The sequence below is a fragment of the Pedobacter suwonensis genome (genome assembly GCF_900111825.1).
Lineage (GTDB): Bacteria > Bacteroidota > Bacteroidia > Sphingobacteriales > Sphingobacteriaceae > Pedobacter > Pedobacter suwonensis.
Map to the genome: position 1 here is coordinate 19,211 of NZ_FOJM01000024.1, position 19,535 is coordinate 38,745.

At 39.8% G+C, this 19,535-nt stretch carries 16 protein-coding genes; 12 read left to right on the forward strand and 4 right to left on the reverse strand.

What is annotated here, in order from left to right; all coding sequences use genetic code 11:
• Window positions 1-219: 219 nt before the first annotated feature.
• The 4 genes from BM107_RS23260 (at window position 220) to BM107_RS23270 (ending at window position 2,564) form a co-directional block, all read left to right on the forward strand.
• Window positions 220-840, forward strand: coding sequence for an alpha/beta fold hydrolase (locus tag BM107_RS23260; RefSeq protein ID WP_244278896.1), 621 nt, complete (start codon window positions 220-222; stop codon window positions 838-840).
• Window positions 841-858: 18 nt separating this feature from the next.
• The gene (locus BM107_RS25400; protein WP_244278897.1) at window positions 859-1,041 is read left to right on the forward strand and encodes an alpha/beta fold hydrolase; all 183 of its coding nucleotides are present in this window, start codon (window positions 859-861) and stop codon (window positions 1,039-1,041) included.
• Between the two features lie 111 nt (window positions 1,042-1,152).
• Window positions 1,153-2,061 carry an alpha/beta fold hydrolase gene (locus BM107_RS23265; RefSeq protein WP_090987863.1) on the forward strand — a complete coding sequence of 303 codons (909 nt, stop codon included), beginning with the start codon at window positions 1,153-1,155 and terminating at the stop codon, window positions 2,059-2,061.
• Window positions 2,062-2,123: 62 nt separating this feature from the next.
• Window positions 2,124-2,564 (forward strand): RidA family protein, encoded by a 441-nt coding sequence (locus BM107_RS23270; RefSeq protein WP_090987865.1) that lies wholly within the window; start codon window positions 2,124-2,126, stop codon window positions 2,562-2,564.
• A 770-nt stretch (window positions 2,565-3,334) separates the two neighbouring features.
• Here BM107_RS23270 and BM107_RS25155 read toward each other — a convergent pair.
• The 3 genes from BM107_RS25155 to holA form a co-directional block, all read right to left on the reverse strand.
• Window positions 3,335-5,368: a plastocyanin/azurin family copper-binding protein gene (locus tag BM107_RS25155; protein ID WP_090987867.1), complete on the reverse strand. Its 2,034-nt coding sequence runs from the start codon at window positions 5,366-5,368 to the stop codon at window positions 3,335-3,337.
• 7 nt (window positions 5,369-5,375) lie between these two features.
• Window positions 5,376-6,110: a hypothetical protein gene (locus BM107_RS23280; RefSeq protein ID WP_134203930.1), complete on the reverse strand. Its 735-nt coding sequence runs from the start codon at window positions 6,108-6,110 to the stop codon at window positions 5,376-5,378.
• A 327-nt stretch (window positions 6,111-6,437) separates the two neighbouring features.
• A complete protein-coding gene (holA, locus tag BM107_RS23285) occupies window positions 6,438-7,457 on the reverse strand; it encodes a DNA polymerase III subunit delta (RefSeq protein WP_090987872.1) in 1,020 nt (339 codons plus the stop codon).
• Between the two features lie 183 nt (window positions 7,458-7,640).
• Between holA and BM107_RS23290 the strand changes: the two genes are divergently transcribed.
• From BM107_RS23290 to BM107_RS23310, 5 genes are all read left to right on the forward strand, one after another.
• Window positions 7,641-7,994 (forward strand): hypothetical protein, encoded by a 354-nt coding sequence (locus BM107_RS23290; protein WP_090987875.1) that lies wholly within the window; start codon window positions 7,641-7,643, stop codon window positions 7,992-7,994.
• 120 nt (window positions 7,995-8,114) lie between these two features.
• A complete protein-coding gene (locus BM107_RS23295; protein WP_090987877.1) occupies window positions 8,115-8,573 on the forward strand; it encodes a type I restriction enzyme HsdR N-terminal domain-containing protein in 459 nt (152 codons plus the stop codon).
• Window positions 8,574-9,287: 714 nt separating this feature from the next.
• A complete protein-coding gene (locus tag BM107_RS23300; RefSeq protein ID WP_090987880.1) occupies window positions 9,288-11,291 on the forward strand; it encodes an alpha-L-arabinofuranosidase C-terminal domain-containing protein in 2,004 nt (667 codons plus the stop codon).
• Window positions 11,292-11,307: 16 nt separating this feature from the next.
• The gene (locus BM107_RS23305) at window positions 11,308-12,846 is read left to right on the forward strand and encodes an alpha-N-arabinofuranosidase (protein WP_090987882.1); all 1,539 of its coding nucleotides are present in this window, start codon (window positions 11,308-11,310) and stop codon (window positions 12,844-12,846) included.
• Between the two features lie 80 nt (window positions 12,847-12,926).
• Entirely contained in the window at window positions 12,927-13,862 is a 936-nt protein-coding gene (locus BM107_RS23310) for a glycoside hydrolase family 43 protein (RefSeq protein WP_090987935.1), read from the forward strand.
• A gap of 818 nt (window positions 13,863-14,680) precedes the next feature.
• On the opposite strand, the gene BM107_RS23315 is transcribed toward BM107_RS23310, so the two are convergent.
• Complete coding sequence (locus tag BM107_RS23315; protein ID WP_090987938.1) at window positions 14,681-17,026, reverse strand: glycoside hydrolase family 127 protein; 2,346 nt, start codon at window positions 17,024-17,026, stop codon at window positions 14,681-14,683.
• A 468-nt stretch (window positions 17,027-17,494) separates the two neighbouring features.
• Between BM107_RS23315 and BM107_RS23320 the strand changes: the two genes are divergently transcribed.
• The 3 genes from BM107_RS23320 to BM107_RS23330 all read left to right on the forward strand — a co-directional run bounded on the left by BM107_RS23320 (window position 17,495) and on the right by BM107_RS23330 (window position 19,500).
• Complete coding sequence (locus tag BM107_RS23320; RefSeq protein ID WP_090987884.1) at window positions 17,495-18,349, forward strand: alpha/beta fold hydrolase; 855 nt, start codon at window positions 17,495-17,497, stop codon at window positions 18,347-18,349.
• A gap of 263 nt (window positions 18,350-18,612) precedes the next feature.
• A complete protein-coding gene (locus tag BM107_RS23325) occupies window positions 18,613-19,092 on the forward strand; it encodes a methylated-DNA--[protein]-cysteine S-methyltransferase (protein ID WP_090987886.1) in 480 nt (159 codons plus the stop codon).
• 15 nt (window positions 19,093-19,107) lie between these two features.
• Complete coding sequence (locus BM107_RS23330) at window positions 19,108-19,500, forward strand: cupin domain-containing protein (RefSeq protein ID WP_090987888.1); 393 nt, start codon at window positions 19,108-19,110, stop codon at window positions 19,498-19,500.
• Window positions 19,501-19,535: the final 35 nt, after the last annotated feature.

Genomic DNA, 19,535 nt, shown 5'->3' on the forward strand with positions numbered 1-19,535 from the left:
TACTCCACGATTAAAAAAGCGCAATCTGCAGATTGTGCTTTTTTTATTTAAAACACATTCAGCGACTGGTAAAACAACCAAACAGATCCAAAAAATAACATCTACCCTCTCAAAGGAGAAAAAAGTGCAATTCAAAGCGGAAACCATCCATTGTGGGGGGCGTAAAATTGGGGCAACTTTGTACTGTCAAAACAACGATAACAATTAAATAATAAAGACATGAACAAATTCACAGTAAAAGACGGAACAGAAATTTATTTCAAAGATTTAGGAACAGGACAGCCAATTTTCTTTCACCATGGATGGCCACTATCTTCAGACGATTGGGATGCACAAATGATGTTTTTCCTGGAAAAAGGATTTAGGGTAATTGCCCACGACAGAAGAGGACACGGAAGATCTACCCAGACATACAAAGGCAACGACATGGACACTTACGCAGCTGACGTAGCAGAATTGGTTGAATTCCTGGACCTTAAAGATGCCATTCACATCGGCCACTCTACCGGTGGTGGTGAAGCAATAAGATACGCTGCAAAACATGGTAAAGACCGGGTTGCCAAAGTGGTTTTGATCAGTGCCATTACACCTTACATGATTGCTGATGAAAATAACCCCGAAGGCGTTCCTCTGGCAGTTTTCGACGATATCAGACACAATACACTTCACAACAGACAGCAATTCTATCAGGATTTAACCATACCATTTTACGGCTACAACAGAGAAAATGCTATCGTAAAAAAAGGAATACAAGACAATTGGTGGAGACAGGGAATGATGGGAGGCATAAAAGCACAGTACGATTGTATAAAAGTATTTTCGGAGACAGATTTTACATAGGATCTAAAAAGCGTGGAAATGCCAGTATTGGTACTACATGGAGACGACGACCAAATTGTTCCTTACCGCACAACCGCCGTTAAAGCAGCAGAACTTTTGAAAAATGGCAAGCTGATCATTTATCCGGGTTTCTCGCACGGCATGCCAACTGTTAATGCAGAAGTCATCAATGAAGACATTTTATCTTTCATTAACGCATAAAAATACCGGGGTAAAAAATGCAGTTCAAAGCGAAAGCCATCCATTGTAGTGCTTTCCGGATTACCCCAACTTTGTAATACAAAAAATAACAACAATATAATATTAGCAATCATGAAAAATTTAATTTTAGCATTCACATTCTTTACCACAATAATTTCTGGCGCAGCATTTTCACAAACCAAAAGAACTCCGGCATCATTAGGCCGGGAAGAATATATAGAAGTAGAGAAAAATGTTCGGCTCCATGTAACCGACCTTGGCGAGGGACAGCCCATCGTTCTAATCCACGGCTGGCCTTTAAGTGATGCCATGTACGAATACCAATATGCCGATTTTATACAAAAAGGATTCCGTGTAATTGGTATCACCTTGAGAGGGTTTGGACTTTCGGATAAACCTGCAGGAAAATATAATTATGATGTTTTTGCAGATGACATCAAAGTAGTTCTGGATAAACTGAACATCGAAAATGCAACTATAGGGGGCTTCTCCATGGGTGGTGCAACAGTTATCCACTATGTGGCCAAATACAATGCAGCCCACGTTTCTAAAATGGCACTGTTCGGAGCTGCTGCACCTATCTGGACAAAACGTGCAGACTTTAACTATGGTTTTTGGACAAAAAAGGATGTTGACGGACTAATTAACCTTAATAACACCAACCGCCCAGCACTATTTGATACCTTTGGTAAAATTTTTCCGGCCAATGAAAACAGCGTATCTCCAGGACTTGGTGCCTGGTTAGGCACTATTCAAGCTCAGGCTTCCCCTTACGCAATGGCTGAAGGACTTAAAACTTTGCGTGATACTGATCTGCGCGGTGATTTGAAAAAAATCACACTACCTACACTTATCCTCCATGGTAAACTAGACAAAATCTGTTCTTATGATCTTGCTGAACAAATGAAAGCGATGCTTAAAAATGCAACCTTGGTACCATTCGAAAAAAGTGGCCATGCACTCTTCATTGAGGAACTGGAAAAATTTAATACCGAACTGCTGAACTTCATTAAAAAATAAGAAAAAAACTATAGGAAGGTTGCTTTAAAAAGGCAACCTTCTTTATTTTAAAATAAACCAAAATGAATAAAATTGCTTTCTTTCTGCTTTGTGTAACACTGGTTTCGTGTGGTATAAAAAAAGAAATCGTTACTGTAAACCATTCTAATTTACCGAAACCGATAGGACCTTATAATCATTCAACACGTTATGGGAATTTGATATTTGTATCAGGTCAATTAGGTCTGGATCCGAAAACAAACAGTTTAAAGTCTGCGATTGAAGAACAAATGGTACAAATTTTCGAAAACTTAAAAGCTATTCTTGAGAACAATCACTCAGATTTTAATCATATAACGAAGACAACCATTTTCATTACAGATATGAAACAGTTTGAGATCGTTAATAAAATATACGGACGTTATTTTGATAAGCATTTTCCGGCCCGGAGTACAATTGAAGTGACCTCTTTACCCAGAAATGCAGCGGTAGAAATAGAATGTATTGCGGTGAAGAGAAATTGAGATATGTTTAGCTTAAATTGGCCCGAAAATAAAATCGCATTATTTTAATAACCAAAATTGCTAGTTTGGAAGAATGAAATATCTATTCTTATTCTGTTTCTTAGGTTTTTATGTAACCCCTATGGCTCAAAACAAGCCAAATGCCATTATCAATTGGAACAAAGTTAACCCTTGATTACAGGTTAGTTTTGCCTCCTCAAATGTCCGTTTTGCAAAAGAAGCGCTTTTGATAATGCAATTAATTGAGCGTCTTCTTTAAAACTAATCAGTTCTTAACTTTTGGCTTGGGCGCTAAGATTTGAATCAGATTAAGAAGTGAAAACTTGACCCCTAAAAATCTGGTTTGAAATTTACTCTCGTATTAGCGCAGATCTTAGCGTCCAGGCTAGCGGGCTGGATGACTTGTGCTTTGAATGAAGTAATTAATCAAGAATCTTTTTTTAACACAAGTCAGGCCAATGCTCAACGCTATGGGCGCTAAGATTTGCAATAGGATGCGGACGATTTCACTCGAAGAATCGTCATCCTGAACTTGTTTCAGGATCTTCTTGTGATAAATTTAGAATAACATTCCTCACAATAATTCACAATAAAAAAAACGGCTTACCTAAGAAATGAGTAAGCCGTTTCTAAAAAATCCAAGGTTGGTGGCTCACCAACCTATTTGAACATTATGTTATTCTTGAATCCTTCCGAAAAAGATCCTTCACTGCGTTCAGGATGACAAACAGGGAAACCTAAACAACTAAAAATAAACATATAAGCCTTAGCTATTTAACCACCTTCATCTGCCCTTTCATCACCATATAATGACCCGGATAAGTACAAATAAAAGGATATACACCAGGTTTGTTAGGCACGGTAAAATAGATGGTATCCGATTTTCCGGGCTGTAACAACGAAGTATAAGCCAATACCTTCGGTGTTGCCGGAACAAAATCATATTTTTCACCATCAAGGCCCATTTTCAAGGCCATTTCTCCTACTGCATTACCCGATGCTGGCATGGTAAGCACAAAATTGTGCAACATATCATCCACATTTTTAAAGGTTAGTTTTACTTTAGCGCCGGCTTTTAGCGTAATATTGGTCAGGTCAAATTTCAAACCTGGTTTGGTACCCAATACAATCGTTTTATCTGGTCCTTTAGCCCAGGTTTCGGGCTGTTGGGTAACGTGTTTAGTAACATCAGTATTGCCTTTAACTGCGCCACCCGCTGCAGGCATATTGCCCATTTGGTGATGCTCCATGCCTTCCATATGGTGTGCTGCCTGTGCATTGCCGGTAGGTTTATTTTCATCAGTTAGCGCCAGCTTTTCTCCATCCGGAATTTTGTTCATGGTATAATATCCATAATCGTGCAATAAAGGGATTTTTCCATTCTCACTTCGCAATCCTTCCATTTTGATTTCGTGGATATAACCTTCTTTTAAACTATCCAACACCAGACGTACCTTTTTATGATCAGGAGAAACCACAATGGCTTTTATGCTGCGTGCCGATTGATTAATTACCGGACTGCCGTAAATGTGGTGGTATTTATAGGTAAAAGTAGAAAGTTTATAAGTGCCTGCATTGCGGGCAGTTTTTTCGTCAACCGGCATGGTAAACTCCAGTTCGAAACCATCGGGCTGCGCCTTTACTGTTTGCACCTCGAATGGCATAATACCCGACCAGGTTAAACGCTGCAGTCCATATTCTGCTTTGCCTGTTGATGACCATCCTCTCGAAGTCATCCCCACCAGCATACTGCCATCCGATCCCCAGTTCATCCTAAGGATACCCGAAGAAAATCCCCTGCGGAATGGAAATACCACACCCTGATACACCCCTTTAACTTTTTCCAAAAATACCCTGTTGATATTACTCTGCGATTGGTCGCCCACAAAAAGCTGCCCTTTAAAAGGCCCCATATTGCCGTTATTCGTATAATTTAGGATACCTGAAGTAGAGTTGCCCATAATGGAATGCGGAATCCACACCGCAGGAGTTTTTAATCCAGGCACTCTTTTGGCAACTTCAAATTCCGGTTCACCCGTATCAGGAATATCCTTTTTATGAAGTTTAACTGGTGAGCCAGGCTCATCTGACCATATTAAGCCGGCAGGATTGCCTACAAAATCGCCCTCTTCTACGTGGGTAATACTGCCCGAGCCTACCCAGTCGCCCTGGTTTTCGGCGTAAAATATTTCGCCATCATTATTCAGCGCCATTGCTGCAGGCGAGCGGAAACCGGTTGCAAAAGGTTTTAGCTTAAAATCGGGTGTAAATTTGAGCATCCAGCCATGCCATTTAGATAAACTGGCGCCGTAACCAATCCAGCCCAGGTTCAAGGTAACCACCATGTTGCCATCTTTATCCAACATCGGTCCATAAGCATACTCATGGTAATTGCCCGATAATGGCCAGGAGTACATCGTGCGGTATTCATCGGCTTCGCCATCACCATCCAGGTCGCGCAGGCGTGTAATTTCAGCGCGTTGGGTAAGGTAAATATCTCCTTTGATGTAATTTAAGCCTAAAACTTCGTGCATGCCATGCGCAAACAAGCGGTATTTGGGCTGTTGGCCGTCTTTCATATACGGATTGGTAATGATCCAGACTTCACCTTTACGGGTGGCCACTGCCAGCTCATCGTTAGGTAAGAAAGTCATTCCACCCACTTCAAGTGAAATTTCTTTTGGGATGGGAACGGTTACGATGGGATAAATCTGTTTTTCTGTTTGTGGTTGTGTTTGTGCTTTTACCGTTACCAGACCAGTGCCCAGCAACAAAAGAGACAATAAGTATGTTGATTTTTTCATGTCTTGATTACCAGGTGATGGAATAGGTTAACGAATCGGTAGCATTGGCCAGTTGTACCAGCAATTCTTTACCATTTTGGGTTTTCCTGATGAAAGCTTTTGCACTATCAGCTACTTTTATAGTATAGGCTTTGTCACCAACAACATAACTGTTATTTTTATGTGCTTCGATGTTTGCCGCTACCGCAATTCGGCAATAAAGCGGCTGCTTGCTAGTTTTGATACTAATGGTACGGCTGAGTCCTGCACCGCCATCTAAAACCGCTATTTTATCGCTTACATCGGCACCGTTAGCCGTATATAAAAATGCAGGCATTTTGCTTTTATCTAAAACATAACCCTGGGTTTGCAGATCGTCAAATGCGACGGAATCTGGCCAGGCCGCGTCTTTATCTGCCAATATCGCAAGAGTCGGTGCCGCAGAAAGTGGTAAAACGGTACCCAGAGGTTTAGCCAGTTGAGGTTCTCCCCTATCTTCCCACATTTCTCTGGCATCTATAAAATCTCCACGCCATATTTCCAGCAAAGCACCCTGTTTTAAATCGTAAGCGTAGTTTACCTTTTCGGGCGTACCTACAGAAATTACATGGGTACGTTTTTTGCCTTCAAACATCAGGAAACTTCGCAATAAATATGGTTTAGTTGTTGCATTGATGATATAAGGGTTGGCGTTTTGGGCCATAGAATAAGCTGCGCAGCTGGTTAAGAGTGCCAGGCAGCACATCATTCGTTTGTAGATCATAATTTTGATTTGGTTAAAGTACAACAAAACAATCGGTTGCATAACAAATATATCATTAGCAGATCAGTTTACAAAAACAATCGCCCACAAAGCATACAATTAGTTAATTTACAACCAGATAAAGTTAAATTTTAATCAGACAAACGATAGCATAATCAGATCGTAGACCAATAAAACCTTTTTACTAAATGTATAGATTTAACCTACTGATCCGTTAGTTTTGCTTTTATGTGAGGACAAGCTCATCATTTCGCATTTAGCCGAAAAAGCAAGGTCAATTACCAGGATTGAGTGCAGAAAGATGCGCTGCAATTTTTTAAAGTTTAATTAATGAACAATTTTAAACACCAGTTCTTTTAAGAGTTCTCCATCATCAACATTCCCGGTACTATCTAATCCTTTGCTTTTTAAATCGTATTCGCGAAGTAAGCTGATTACCTGGAAAACTTTCCCTGTATTGTAATTTCTTGCTGCTACCTCATAATCTTTGATAAAAAACGGAGGCACGCCCAACGCGGATGCCGCATTGGCTTTATTGGGGATATAATGATATTTGAGGAGTTTTGTGAAATAACCACCTAAATTGGCCAAAACCATTACGGTTGGATTGGCTTTTGGGTTGCTGGCAAAGTAATTGATGATTTTATTACATTTTAATACATCGCGGATGGCCAGTGCTTTCTGCAATTCGAAAACGTTATATTCTTTACTAATGCCTATGTTTTTCTGAACCAGATCAGTATTGATGGTTACTTCTTTCGAAACATTCAGCATCAGCTTTTCGATTTCGTTGGCAATTTTGGAAAGATCTGTACCTAAATACTCAGCCATTAGCGCCGATGCCTGCTGATCGATCTTATACCCTTTCTCTTTAACAAATTCTTCAATCCAGGGTACCAGCTTATAATCGCGAACCGGATCTGACTGAAAAATCAGTCCGCTTTTATTGATGGCTTTATATATTTTTTTACGCTTATCGAAATTGGCATATTTATAAGCCAGCACTAAAATGGTACTCGGTAGTGGTTTTTCAAAATAATTGAGTACAAATTCACCCTCTTTAGAGCTGTCTTCCTTACCCCATTTTAAATCCTGCGCTTCTTTAACAATCACCACCTGGTAATCAGACATCATGGGATAACGCTTTGCAGCCCCCAAAACCGTTGCCATATCGGTATCTTTACCGTACAAAACCGTTTGATTGAAGCCTTTTTCAGCATCGTTCAGCAGCTTATCTTCAATATAATCCGTTATTTGATCGATATAGTAAGATTCTTCACCATGCAATAAATAGACAGGTTTGAACTTTCGGGCTTTGAGATCTTTAATAATTTCGGCAGCAGTCATTGCGTGTAAAATTACAATTTAGGTTTAAGGATTTGGGCAAATGTTTATAAATTAAGAGATGTGAGAGGATAGATGTGAGATTTGAGACTGGATTTGAAAAAATAGATATGAGATTTGAGACACGAGATTTGAGACTTCATTGCATAGCACAAAATTAATTAACTTTGGAGTCACTGAGTTATAATGGATCAGGATACTGCAAAATATATTGTGAATTATTTTTCTAATCTTCTCTCTAAAGAAGAGAGGTTAGCAATTCGGCATACCCATTCTGTAATTAAGCTGGGATTAGATTCAGGCCAAGTAAATAACCGGAAGGTCATTAATGTATATAAAAAAGCTGGCTGGCTAAGCGAAGATGAGAATATCTTAGTGTTGTTGCAAGATGGATACGATTCATTCGAACTCACTGTTGCGAAAAGAATTTTACTACAACATCAAGAGGTAGTATCCTTAAATAAATGTCCCAATTGCGGTAAACTTGCAAGGACACCATTAGCTAAACAATGTAGATTTTGTTCACATAACTGGCATTAAACATCAAAAAGTGCTAATAGATTAATAATGAAATATACGCACTAAAATAGCCCAAAAATTGTTCTTTTATTACCTGAAAACTGCCAACTGAAAACTGTCAACTGAAAACTGCCAACTGAAATGTTCACTCCTACTCCGCTTAACCTGCCACCTTATCCATTTAAAATCACCAAAAAAGATGGTGTGGTATTTATTTTCGATGAGTTGAGGAAGAAACACCTGGTGCTTACACCCGAGGAATGGGTGCGTCAGCATTTTATTCAAAGTTTGATCCTGGTAAAGAAATTTCCGCGTACGTTAATTCAGATTGAAGGTGGTTTGGTCTTAAATCAACTGCAAAAACGAAGTGATATTTTGGTTTACAATACTGCCGGCGAAAAACTGATGCTGATTGAATGTAAGGCACCAAAAGTAAAAATTACCCAATCGGTTTTTGAGCAGGCTTCGAGGTACAATTCGATCCATCAGGCCAAATGGATTGTATTAACCAATGGTCTGCAGCATGTTTATGCCAAAATGGATCTGGAGAAAGGCAGCTTTAACTTTGTAGAAGAAATGCCGGATTATTTGAAGTTGTAGTTCAAATTGTTAAAAACTGGAGAATAAAATCCGTCATTCCCAGCCTGACTGGGAATCGTAATGCTGTAGCTAAATCTGCAAATAAGATTCTTCCTGATCACGTGCTCCATGTTTTCACAGATCACTTTAAATATTCATTTTCGTGCTTCGCGAATACAATTGAGTATGGTAAAAGTATTTTTATTATAGGGAGCGCAGGGTTAATGCAAAACACTAAATTTCTTCCCGTTTTCCGCTATACGCTTCGCCGCCTCGTACCTCGTTGCTGCAGGGTATCGCTGCAACCGGGGCTATATGGCAAAAATAGTATTCATTTTTTAAGCTGGAATATGCAAAAAACCTTCGTTCCTAAACCCGTATTGCAATGGAAAGCCCGGAGCGTAGCGAGGACTTGTAATGGAAAAGCGGGGCTGCAGACCGCCAAGAACTAGTGTATGCTCATTTCCAAATACCAAACAAGAAACAAACCAGGAATACTCCACATGATGGGCTCAGCTGATTGGCAGAATTTAACTTTTCGCGTTCCCATACCTGATAAAAAAATTAAATGCTTTTACCACAGCAGTTTTTGCTGTTCAAATTATATTCTTCAATACGCCGATTGTAGAATTAATAAATAAAACACCAACAGAAGAAAAAAATAAATGTACGTATAACGTTTATTATGTTAAATATTTTACTTTTACTTTTAGAATCTTCCAGATATTAAACCGTATGAAATTAAATTACCAAATAAAGAGTATCTTCTCTGCATGTATAGCTTACGCTGCCATCGGAGCTGGATACACTACAACAGTGCAGGCACAAACTGCAAAAGTAATTAAAGTTAAAACAGACCAGCCTATTGCTAAAGTGCAACCTAATATGTGGGGTGTGTTTTTTGAGGATATTAACTTTGGTGCCGATGGTGGTATTTATGCCGAACTGATTAAAAACCGCTCTTTCGAATTTACAAAACCGCTGATGGGCTGGAGCATCCAGCGTAAAAATCCAAAGGAAGGAGAAATATTGGTGGTAAACCGCAAAGAGGTAAATACCGCCAACCCCAGATATTTACAGGTAAAAAAACAAACTGACGATTTTGAACTTATAAACGAAGGATTTAAAGGTATCGGCGTTAAAAAAGGATTGCGCTATGATTTTTCATTGATGTACCGCCAGTTAACTCCAGGGGTTAAACTGGTACTGATGTTAAAAGATGCGAACAATAAAATCATCGGACAAGGCACTTTGACTCCTGATCAAACAGGAAACGACTGGAAAAAACAATCAGCAAGTTTTATCGCTACTGAAACCGATCCTAAAGCTAAATTTTCCATTCTGTTTCAGGGAAATGGAAATATTGACGTGGATATGATCAGTCTTTTCCCAGGCGATACCTGGAAAAACCGTCCGCAGGGATTAAGGGCAGATATGGTGCAGTTATTGGCCGATATGAAACCTGGTTTTATCCGTTTTCCTGGCGGCTGTATTGTAGAAGGCACCGACCTGGCAAACCGTTACCAGTGGAAAAAAACCATTGGCCCGATTGAAAACAGACAACTGATTATTAACCGCTGGAATACCGAGTTTCCTTACCGTGCCGCACCAGATTATTTTCAAAGTTTTGGCCTAGGCTTTTTTGAGTATTTCCAACTGGCTGAAGATATCGGCTCAGACGCCCTGCCGATATTAAATTGCGGTATGGCCTGCCAGTTCAACTCGGCTGAAGTTGCTTCGCTTGATGAACTGGATCCTTATGTACAGGATGCTTTAGACCTGATTGAATTTGCCAATGGCGATGTAACAACCAAATGGGGCAAAATGCGTGCTGATTTAGGTCATCCAAAACCGTTTAACCTAAAAATGATGGGTGTAGGAAATGAAAACTGGGGTCCGCAGTATTTAGAAAGACTTGCCATTTTCACCAAAGCCATCAAAGCAAAATACCCTGATTTTAAAATCATTAACAGCTCCGGAACGGATCCGGAAGGCGACCGTTTTAACCTGCTTAATACCACATTAAGAAATAATCATGCTGATTTTATAGATGAACATTATTACCGTCCGGCTGATTGGTTCTTAAAAAATGCAGGCCGGTATGACAATTACCCGCGCAACGGCTCGAAAGTTTTTGTGGGTGAATATGCGGTGCACGCCGATAGTAAAATTGAAGGCAGCAATAGAAATAATTGGGAAAGTGCATTGGCTTCGGCTTCGTTAATGACCGGCCTGGAACGTAATGCCGATGTGGTTCAGATGGCTTCATACGCACCACTTTTTGCGAATATCGACGCCTGGCAATGGGCGCCGGATATGATCTGGGTAGATAATTTAAAATCGTATGGCACACCAGATTATTATGTTCAGAAACAGTTTTCTACCAACAAGGGAACGGATGTGGTTTCGATTACACTTGATAATAAAAACATTATCGGACAGGATGGACTTTACGCTTCTGCCGTAACCGATCAGGTAAAAAAAGAACTCATCATTAAAATTGCCAATAACGCTAATCAACCGCAGCAGATCGATTTCGACCTTGAAGGAAAATTGAAATTAAAAAGCAAGGGTACCAATGAGGAAATAGCAAACAGCAACCTTAAACAGGTTAACTCATTCGAAAATCCTGAAGCGGTAAGTCCGAAAAAAAGCACGATTAACCTTAAAGGCAAGAAATTAAATATTTCGTTAAAACCTTATTCTTTTAACGTCATCAAAATTCCATTTACCACATAGATTTAACGAGATCAACATGAAAAAATTTTTATTATCTGCGGCTTTATTCTGTAGTTCTATTTTAGCACAAGCCCAAAACGAAACCCAGCTCACCATTAAGCCTGCAGGCGACCAAGTGGTAAGCAAACACATTTATGGCCATTTTTCAGAACATCTGGGCCGTTGTATTTACGAGGGATTTTGGGTAGATGAAAATTCGACCATTCCAAATAAAGGTAGAATAAGATTAGACATTGTAGAGGCATTAAAAAAGATAAAAGTTCCGAACCTGCGCTGGCCCGGTGGTTGTTTTGCTGATGAATACCACTGGAGAGATGGCATTGGCCCCAGAAACCAGCGCCCAAAAATGGTCAACACTAACTGGGGCGGCGTAACTGAAGACAATAGCTTTGGCACACACGAGTTTTTAGACCTTTGCCAGATGCTTGATTGTGAACCATATATTGCCGGAAATGTAGGCAGCGGAACCGTTGAAGAAATGGCTAAATGGGTTGAATACCTAAATTTTGACGGCGTAAGCCCCATGACAGCCATCCGCAGCCAAAATGGAAGAGAAAAACCATGGAAAGTTTCGTTTTGGGGGGTTGGTAACGAAAGCTGGGGATGTGGAGGCAACATGACACCGGCCTATTATTCTGATTTGTACCGTAGATATGCCACCTATGCCCGCAATTATCCGGGCGCTCCGTTAAAAAGAATTGCCAGTGGCGCTAATGCGGGAGATTATAACTGGACTGAAACCTGTATGAAAAATATTGGCGACCAAATGTGGGGATTAACCTTGCATTATTATACGCTTCCAACCGGAAATTGGAACGCAAAAGGGTCTGCCACTAAGTTTGATGAAGCTCAATACTTTTCGACCATGAAAAATTGCCTGCACATGGAAGAACTGGTAAGCAAACACGCTGCAATAATGGATAAATACGATCCTAAAAAGAAAGTTGCTTTGGTGGTTGATGAATGGGGAATATGGACTGATGTGGAGCCTGGAACCAACCCTGGTTTCCTGTATCAACAAAATAGTTTACGCGATGCTTTAATTGCAGGCACAACCTTAAATATCTTCAATAACCATTCTGATCGTGTTAAAATGGCTAATCTGGCCCAAACTGTGAATGTTCTACAGGCTTTAATCTTAACCGAGAAAGATAAAATGATCCTCACCCCTACTTATCATGTTTTTGATCTTTACAAGGTACACCAGGATGCCAAATATTTACCAATTGCTTTTACCAGCCCCGATTATGTAGTAGGAGACCAAAAAATACCAGCGCTGAATGTTTCTGCTTCGCAGGATGCCAGCGGTGCGATCCATATTTCATTGGTTAATTTAGATCCAAATAAAAAAATTGCAATCAGTACGGTTTTAGATGGTTTGAAATGGAACTCGGTTACCGGGCAGATTTTAACCTCTGCTAAACTTACCGACGTAAACACTTTTAACGATTTGAACAAAGTACACAATGCTAAATTTACAGGCGCCAAAAAATCGGGTAATTCATTAAAAGTAGAGTTACCGGCGCAATCTGTTGTGGTTCTGGAATTGAAATAATTTCATAAGAAAGATCAAATTTTCTGCCTGAAATGAAGTTTTTGAACGGCTTGCGATCGTTGTTAAATAAATTAAAAATCATGAAAAAACTAGGATGCCTTTTTGTATGGTTGTTATCAGCATGTTTAAATGCTGAGGCGCAATCTGCAAAAGGGCCATACCTTTTTGCCTATTTTAAAGATAATGGCCAGGATGGCTTGCACCTTGCTTATAGTAACGATGCCTACAAATGGACGGCACTTAAAAATGATCAATCATTCTTAACCCCAACAGTAAGCCAAGATAAGCTGATGAGAGATCCTTGTATTATACGAGGCGCCGATGGCCTATTCCATATGGTGTGGACGGTGAGCTGGAACGACAAAGGCATTGGTTATGCCAGTTCGAAAGACCTCATTAGCTGGAGCGAACAACAGTTTATACCTGTGATGCGTAAAGAAGATGGGGCCAGAAATACCTGGGCTCCTGAAATCACCTACGATAGCCCGACCAAAACCTATATGATTTATTGGGCTACAACCATTAAAAATAAGTTTAATGAAACGGCCTCTACGGAGGAAAACGGATATAACCACAGAATTTATTACGTTACGACAAAAGATTTCAAAACTTATTCGGAAACGAGGTTGCTTTACGATCCGGGATTTAACGTAATTGATGCCACTATTGTAAAAGACGGTAAAAGGTTTATCATGTTTTTAAAAGACGAAACCCGTCAACCTGTCCAAAAAAACATTAAAATAGCGTATGCTGATCAGTTGACCGGTCCGTATAGCCAAGCAGGAAATCCAATTACCGGAAATTACTGGGCTGAAGGCCCAACCACCCTAAAAATCGGCAATAAATGGTTGGTGTATTTCGATAAGTACGTCGACCATAAATATGGGGCGATAGAATCTGCAGATTTAAAAAACTGGACTGATGTTTCAGACCAGATCTCCCTGCCAAAAGGCTTAAGGCATGGCACCATATTAACCATTAAAGAAAAAGAACTGGAAGTCTTGTTAAGGCAATAAAATAAGGCTAAAGCAGTATAAAATTTCTCCAACAAGATCCTGAACCATGTTCAGGAGGACGATTGCATTTAAATAGCGCTAGTGGTCTGTGAGGACACAAACCACGGAATAGTACATTCAATTTAAATCAACATTCCATGGTCTGTGTCCTCACAGACCATTAAGATAAATCTCCACCACGCAACATGCTGAACTTGTTTTACGGTGCAGCTTTCTGATTATTTACGACAGAAGATTTTATCGTCGTTGCAATTCGCTTCAAAAACCTTCCTCATAGATCCTGAAAAAGTTAAAGAAAAACCATTATTGCAATGACGATCATTGGAGGTAATTCATTCCTTTAAATCCTGTCACTCATATTTATTTTATATAACAAATTAGTGCTCAGGATGAACAATCGCATTTGAAAATGCCAGTGGTATGTGAGGATACAGAACATAGAACAAGAATGTCGTACTCTCGACCGGAGCAATGTGAAGTGGAGAGATCTTTAGATCTGATTATAAGAATTAGATCTGATCCATGGTCTGTGAGGACACAGACCATGGAACAAGTTAAAGAAAAACCATTATTGCAATGACGATCATTGGAGGTAATTTATTCCTTTAAATCCCGTTACTCATATTTATTTTATATAACAAATTAGTGCTCAGGATGAACAATCGCATTTGAAAATGCCAGTGGTCTGTGAGGATACAGAACATGGAACAAGAATATCGTCCGGCCGGAGCAATGCGAAGTGGAGAGATCTTTGGATCAGATTATAAGAATTAGATTTAATCCGTGGTCTGTGATGACCAGACCACGGGAGTGAAAATTTACTTCACCAACCTTACTTCATAAATATTGGCAATCGCTGATCCCTGATCGGCAACAAATTTCACTTCTAAGTCTGCTTTCAATAGCGCTTTTGGAATCTGATATTGCTGGGTGTAAAAAACAGTTCCCTTGCTTCCATCTAACTTCACATTTTCAATTTTAACTCCATTGATCAGGATAGCGAAGCGTTTATCCTTTTCTTTTCCAAAATAAGTTAAACTCAGCTTATTTCCAGATAAATCTTTGTTTTTAAGCATATAACTAAACCATGCTTTCCCATTTCTAAAATGCCTTTCCTGGTAGGTTCCGTTATCGGTTTGTTCACCTTTAAAATTATGATCAGATTCTGGTTGTTGTTCACCAGGATTAACCAGATCGACTGTTTGCTGTTCAATCTTCATCTTTTCTTCTTCAGCCAGTTTAATCGCCTTTGCACGTTCCGGCAAAGCCTGTTCACTGCTGTAAGGAAAGTAAACTACATACCGCTTTTCGGCAAGGGTGTAAAAAGGAACCAATTTTAAGGATTTGTATCTGGGCTGATAGACCGCATTACGGGCACTAAAGGTTAAAGTTTTTTTATCGGTCAGCGTAATTTCATTGGCAAGCGTATTTTTCGGCCCGGTAACCAGGGGCGCATCACTAATCGGCAATAAAGCACCAGAGGCGATATGTCCCATCCGGCTGCCATCAGCGGTTAAATTAGGTTGATTCAAAGTATCCATCTCTGCAGCAAGTACAATTGGTCCACGCAGAAAGGCAACCCAATCAGAACCATCAGGCATAAATTCTGTTGAGGTATGCATCGGCAAGGCCAGATCAACTACATCACCCGTACTCCAGGTGCGATCGATACTGGCATAACCATTTGCTTCACTTTTAGCCATTACCTTTTTTCCGTTTACCATTACAACCAATTTCCCTTGTCCTACCCAGGAAGGCTGACGGAAATGTAAGGCAAAACGCTGGTTTTGCTTTAGCTGGAGTTTGATCGTTGTTTTTTCTGCATCTGGAAAAAGCGTTTGCTGTGTAAGCTGAATACCTTTTTCTTTCCAGTTTAGGGTTGAAGGGATAAAAAGATTCACAAATACATCATTCGCACGGTGTGCATAAATCAGTTCCCCATATTTGCCATGGTTTTCCAATCCCGAACCTACACAGCACCAGAAACTTTCCTGCGGATTCGAATAGGTACGGTAATGCCCCGGACGCATCGGCGTAAAATATACAAAACCACCTTCTGCCCTTTGCGAAGAAAGGATATGATTATAAAGCGTACGTTCGTAATAATCAAGATAAGTATTTGAAGGATCGGCCAAAAACAACTGTTTGGTCAGCTTCAACATGTTGTAAGAATTGCAGGTTTCGGGTCCTTCACGCGATTCTGTCATTGAAGAAAAGTCATTTGCAGGATGAAAATGCTCTCGAACGCTATTTCCTCCGATGGCTACTGTTCTGTGATCGACTACTGTTTTCCAAAAGAAAGCAGCGGCATCAGCCCAGGCCGGATTTTTATCCAACAGCGCAATCTGCTCAAAACCAATCACTTTCGGAATCTGTGTATTAGCATGTAAGCCATTTAAAGCATCCGTATTTTTTAATAGTGGATTGAGAAGAGATTGATCTGAAAACCTTTTGGCCAATTGAAGATACTTTTTATCGCCTGTTATTGCATAAACATGGGCAAAAACTTCATTTAATCCACCATGTTCGCTCTTTAATAATTCCTGTACCTGTTGATCGGACAAATTGGAAACCAGATCTACGCACCAATCTGTTAATTTGATGAGCATTTGCTTCGCTTTTGCATTGCCGGCAACTGCATAGGCATCGTACAGGCCTGCATAAATTTTATGAATATTGTACAACGGTACCCATTTTCCATTGAGCGAAAAACTGGATGATCTGATGTTACCGGCTTTAATCTCTTTCCAGATTTCCTTACCTCCGGGGATTCCGGCAAGATAACCATCACCATTTTGATGCTGGCATTTGTCCAACTCGGTAATCATATAATCTATCCGCTCCTTCACCTTTGCATCGCCGGTAGCAGCATACATCAACGAAAGGGCCGATAGGTAATGTCCGCCGATATGCCCGTCTAAACCTGTGTTTTCCCAGTTACCATAGGATTCAGCTTTAGGTTTTAACCCTGCTTCTCTTAAATAGGGCGCCAAAAGCCGATCTGCATCCAGCGATAGCATATACTTTTTATCAGTTTCCTGTGCCTGTTTAAAAGGCCCATCAAGCAGGCGGACTTCCGTTAAACTAAATGGCTGCAAGACAGTTTGCCCAAAAACAGTTCCGCATAAAGCGGATAACAAAACGGCGGTAATTATTTTTTTCATTTTTAAAAACTTCTTCATAACAAAGATGATTGATCGTAGTGGGTAAAGTTTTGGTAGACCGTTAATAACCTTTGGCGATAAAATAATCTGTTTTACGTGCCTTCTATTGATGATTAAACCCAGGATAAAAAACGGCCTGGTATAATTTGATTGCTCATAAAATTAAAGGTTTAGTAAACCATTGGCTAGCGGATTATACCGTCCAAAAGCAGTATTTATAAAATTTGGTTAAAATAAACGTCTTAAAGACATTTATAAAACGAAGATATAAAAAAGAATTGCCAATTAGGTCATGATTGAAACAAATCATTTAGCGCCCGGGAATTTTTTATCAATTTCAGGAACATTAAAAAGAACGTTTGAATGCCTGCCAACAGCTTACCCCAGTGCATTTTGTTCATTTTTTATTTTTCCATAAAAAAACCGTTACATTCCATAACTTAATGAGGAATTTTAAAATCAAACACTTTGCATCCAATACTCATCAGAAATAATGTAAAAATACTTGGCGAAGGCAGCCAGGTACTTCTGTTTGCTCATGGCTTCGGCTGTGCGCAAAATTCATGGAAATATATTACAGATGCTTTCCTGGGAAATTACAAAGTGATCTTATTTGATTACGTAGGCGCTGGTGATTCGGACCTTAGCCAATACAACCAAAAGAAATATGCTACATTAGAAGGATATGCCTGTGATATAATTGACATCATACAGGTACTTGACCTCAAGAATATTATATTTATTGGACATTCGGTTAGCAGCATGATTGGCATGATTGCCGCCCTGCAGCTTCCGGATGTATTTAAAAAACTGGTTTTTATCGGTCCATCACCAAGATATTTAAACGATGGTGATTATATCGGCGGATTTAACACCGGAGATATAGAAACCATCTTTACCCACATCGCCCAGGATTATGTAGCCTGGAGTAAACAATTGGTGCCACGAGTGATGGACAGCCTTTGTAAACCTGAACTATGTGATTTTTTACAGGAATGTTTTGAAGCCACTGAGCCAAGTGTGGCCCTTGCTTTTGCAATGGCGACCTTTAAAGCCGATTACAGAGACCAATTGAAAAACCTCGAAGTACCAAGCCTAACGCTGCAATGTACAGATGATGAAATAACCCCAAAATCAGTTGGAGAATACATTCACAAAAATACGCCTGACAATTTCCTGGTTGTAATGAAAGCTACCGGGCATTTCCCACACATCAGTGCGCCCGACGAAACCATCAGGGAAATCAAAGACTTTATCGAAAATGCCGGTACGAAATCAGCATCAGATCACCTCTATACTTCAGGAGATTTTGCACACCAATAACCTATTTTTAGCTTAAAATGTAAACATTGAGCACAAAAATGCTTTTTCAACCGCCAATCGGCATGAAACAGCGCTGACCGCGCAACAATATTTTATTTCATGAAAAGTAAAGGAAAGTTAAATGTTAAGTTGATAACCATTAAAAACGCGCCATGTCATTTATGACTAACAAGCCATAAAATAACCCAAAAGGCAGATAATTTTGAAAAAAACTTATTTATGATATATATTAAGCGGTACAACCTGTGAAAGAAAGCTAAGACATGAAAAACGCATCCGTTATTGCATCACCTATTGGCCAGATTACCATCCTTGCCGATGATGAGTTTGTACACGCCGTAACTTTTGCTGAAACAGATATTACAGGACTTACTGAAAATCCGCTCACACTAACAGTTGCTCAACAATTAGGTGATTATTTTAATGGCAGGTTACAGCAATTCAATTTTCCAATTAAACAAAATGGCACCGAATTTCAGCAGGAGGTTTGGCGGAATTTATTAGCCATACCTTTTGGCGAAACCATTTCGTATGCTAAATTTTCTGCCCACCATCCATTAGCGATACGGGCTATTGCTGCCGCAAACGGAAAAAACAATATCGCCATTGTTGTGCCTTGCCATAGGGTTATTGGCAGTAATGGCAAGCTGGTGGGTTATGCCGGCGGTTTATGGCGTAAACAATGGTTACTGCAGCACGAACGCGAAATTGCCTGGAGAGGACAGACTGAATTAAAATTTTAATCCATATTTTTGAAGATGAATAGAGATCAAGCCGTAACACCAAAAAATTACCTTAAAGCGATCCGTTTAATTAATATTGAAGGCGACAAATGTGCTTTCGAAATTGGCAAAGTCCCTATCCGCCAGCACATCAATGCCAATTACTTTTTCGCCCAAACAGATGTATCTAGTTTAGAGCGCATCCCACACCCCGCACCGCGCCGTCAATATGTAATTACTCTAAAAGGGAAACTCCGTTTCACCGTGAGCAATGGTGAAACCTTTATCATTGAGCCGGGGATTATACTCATTGCCAATGATATCGCCGGAGAAGGCCATACCTGGGAAGTTGTGGATGGCGATGAATGGGAAAGAATTTATATTCCTCTGGAAGATAGTGTTGAGGATTATTTTATAGCTGACTACTAGTATTTAAATTTGATTTCTAATACGTACTTTGAAAA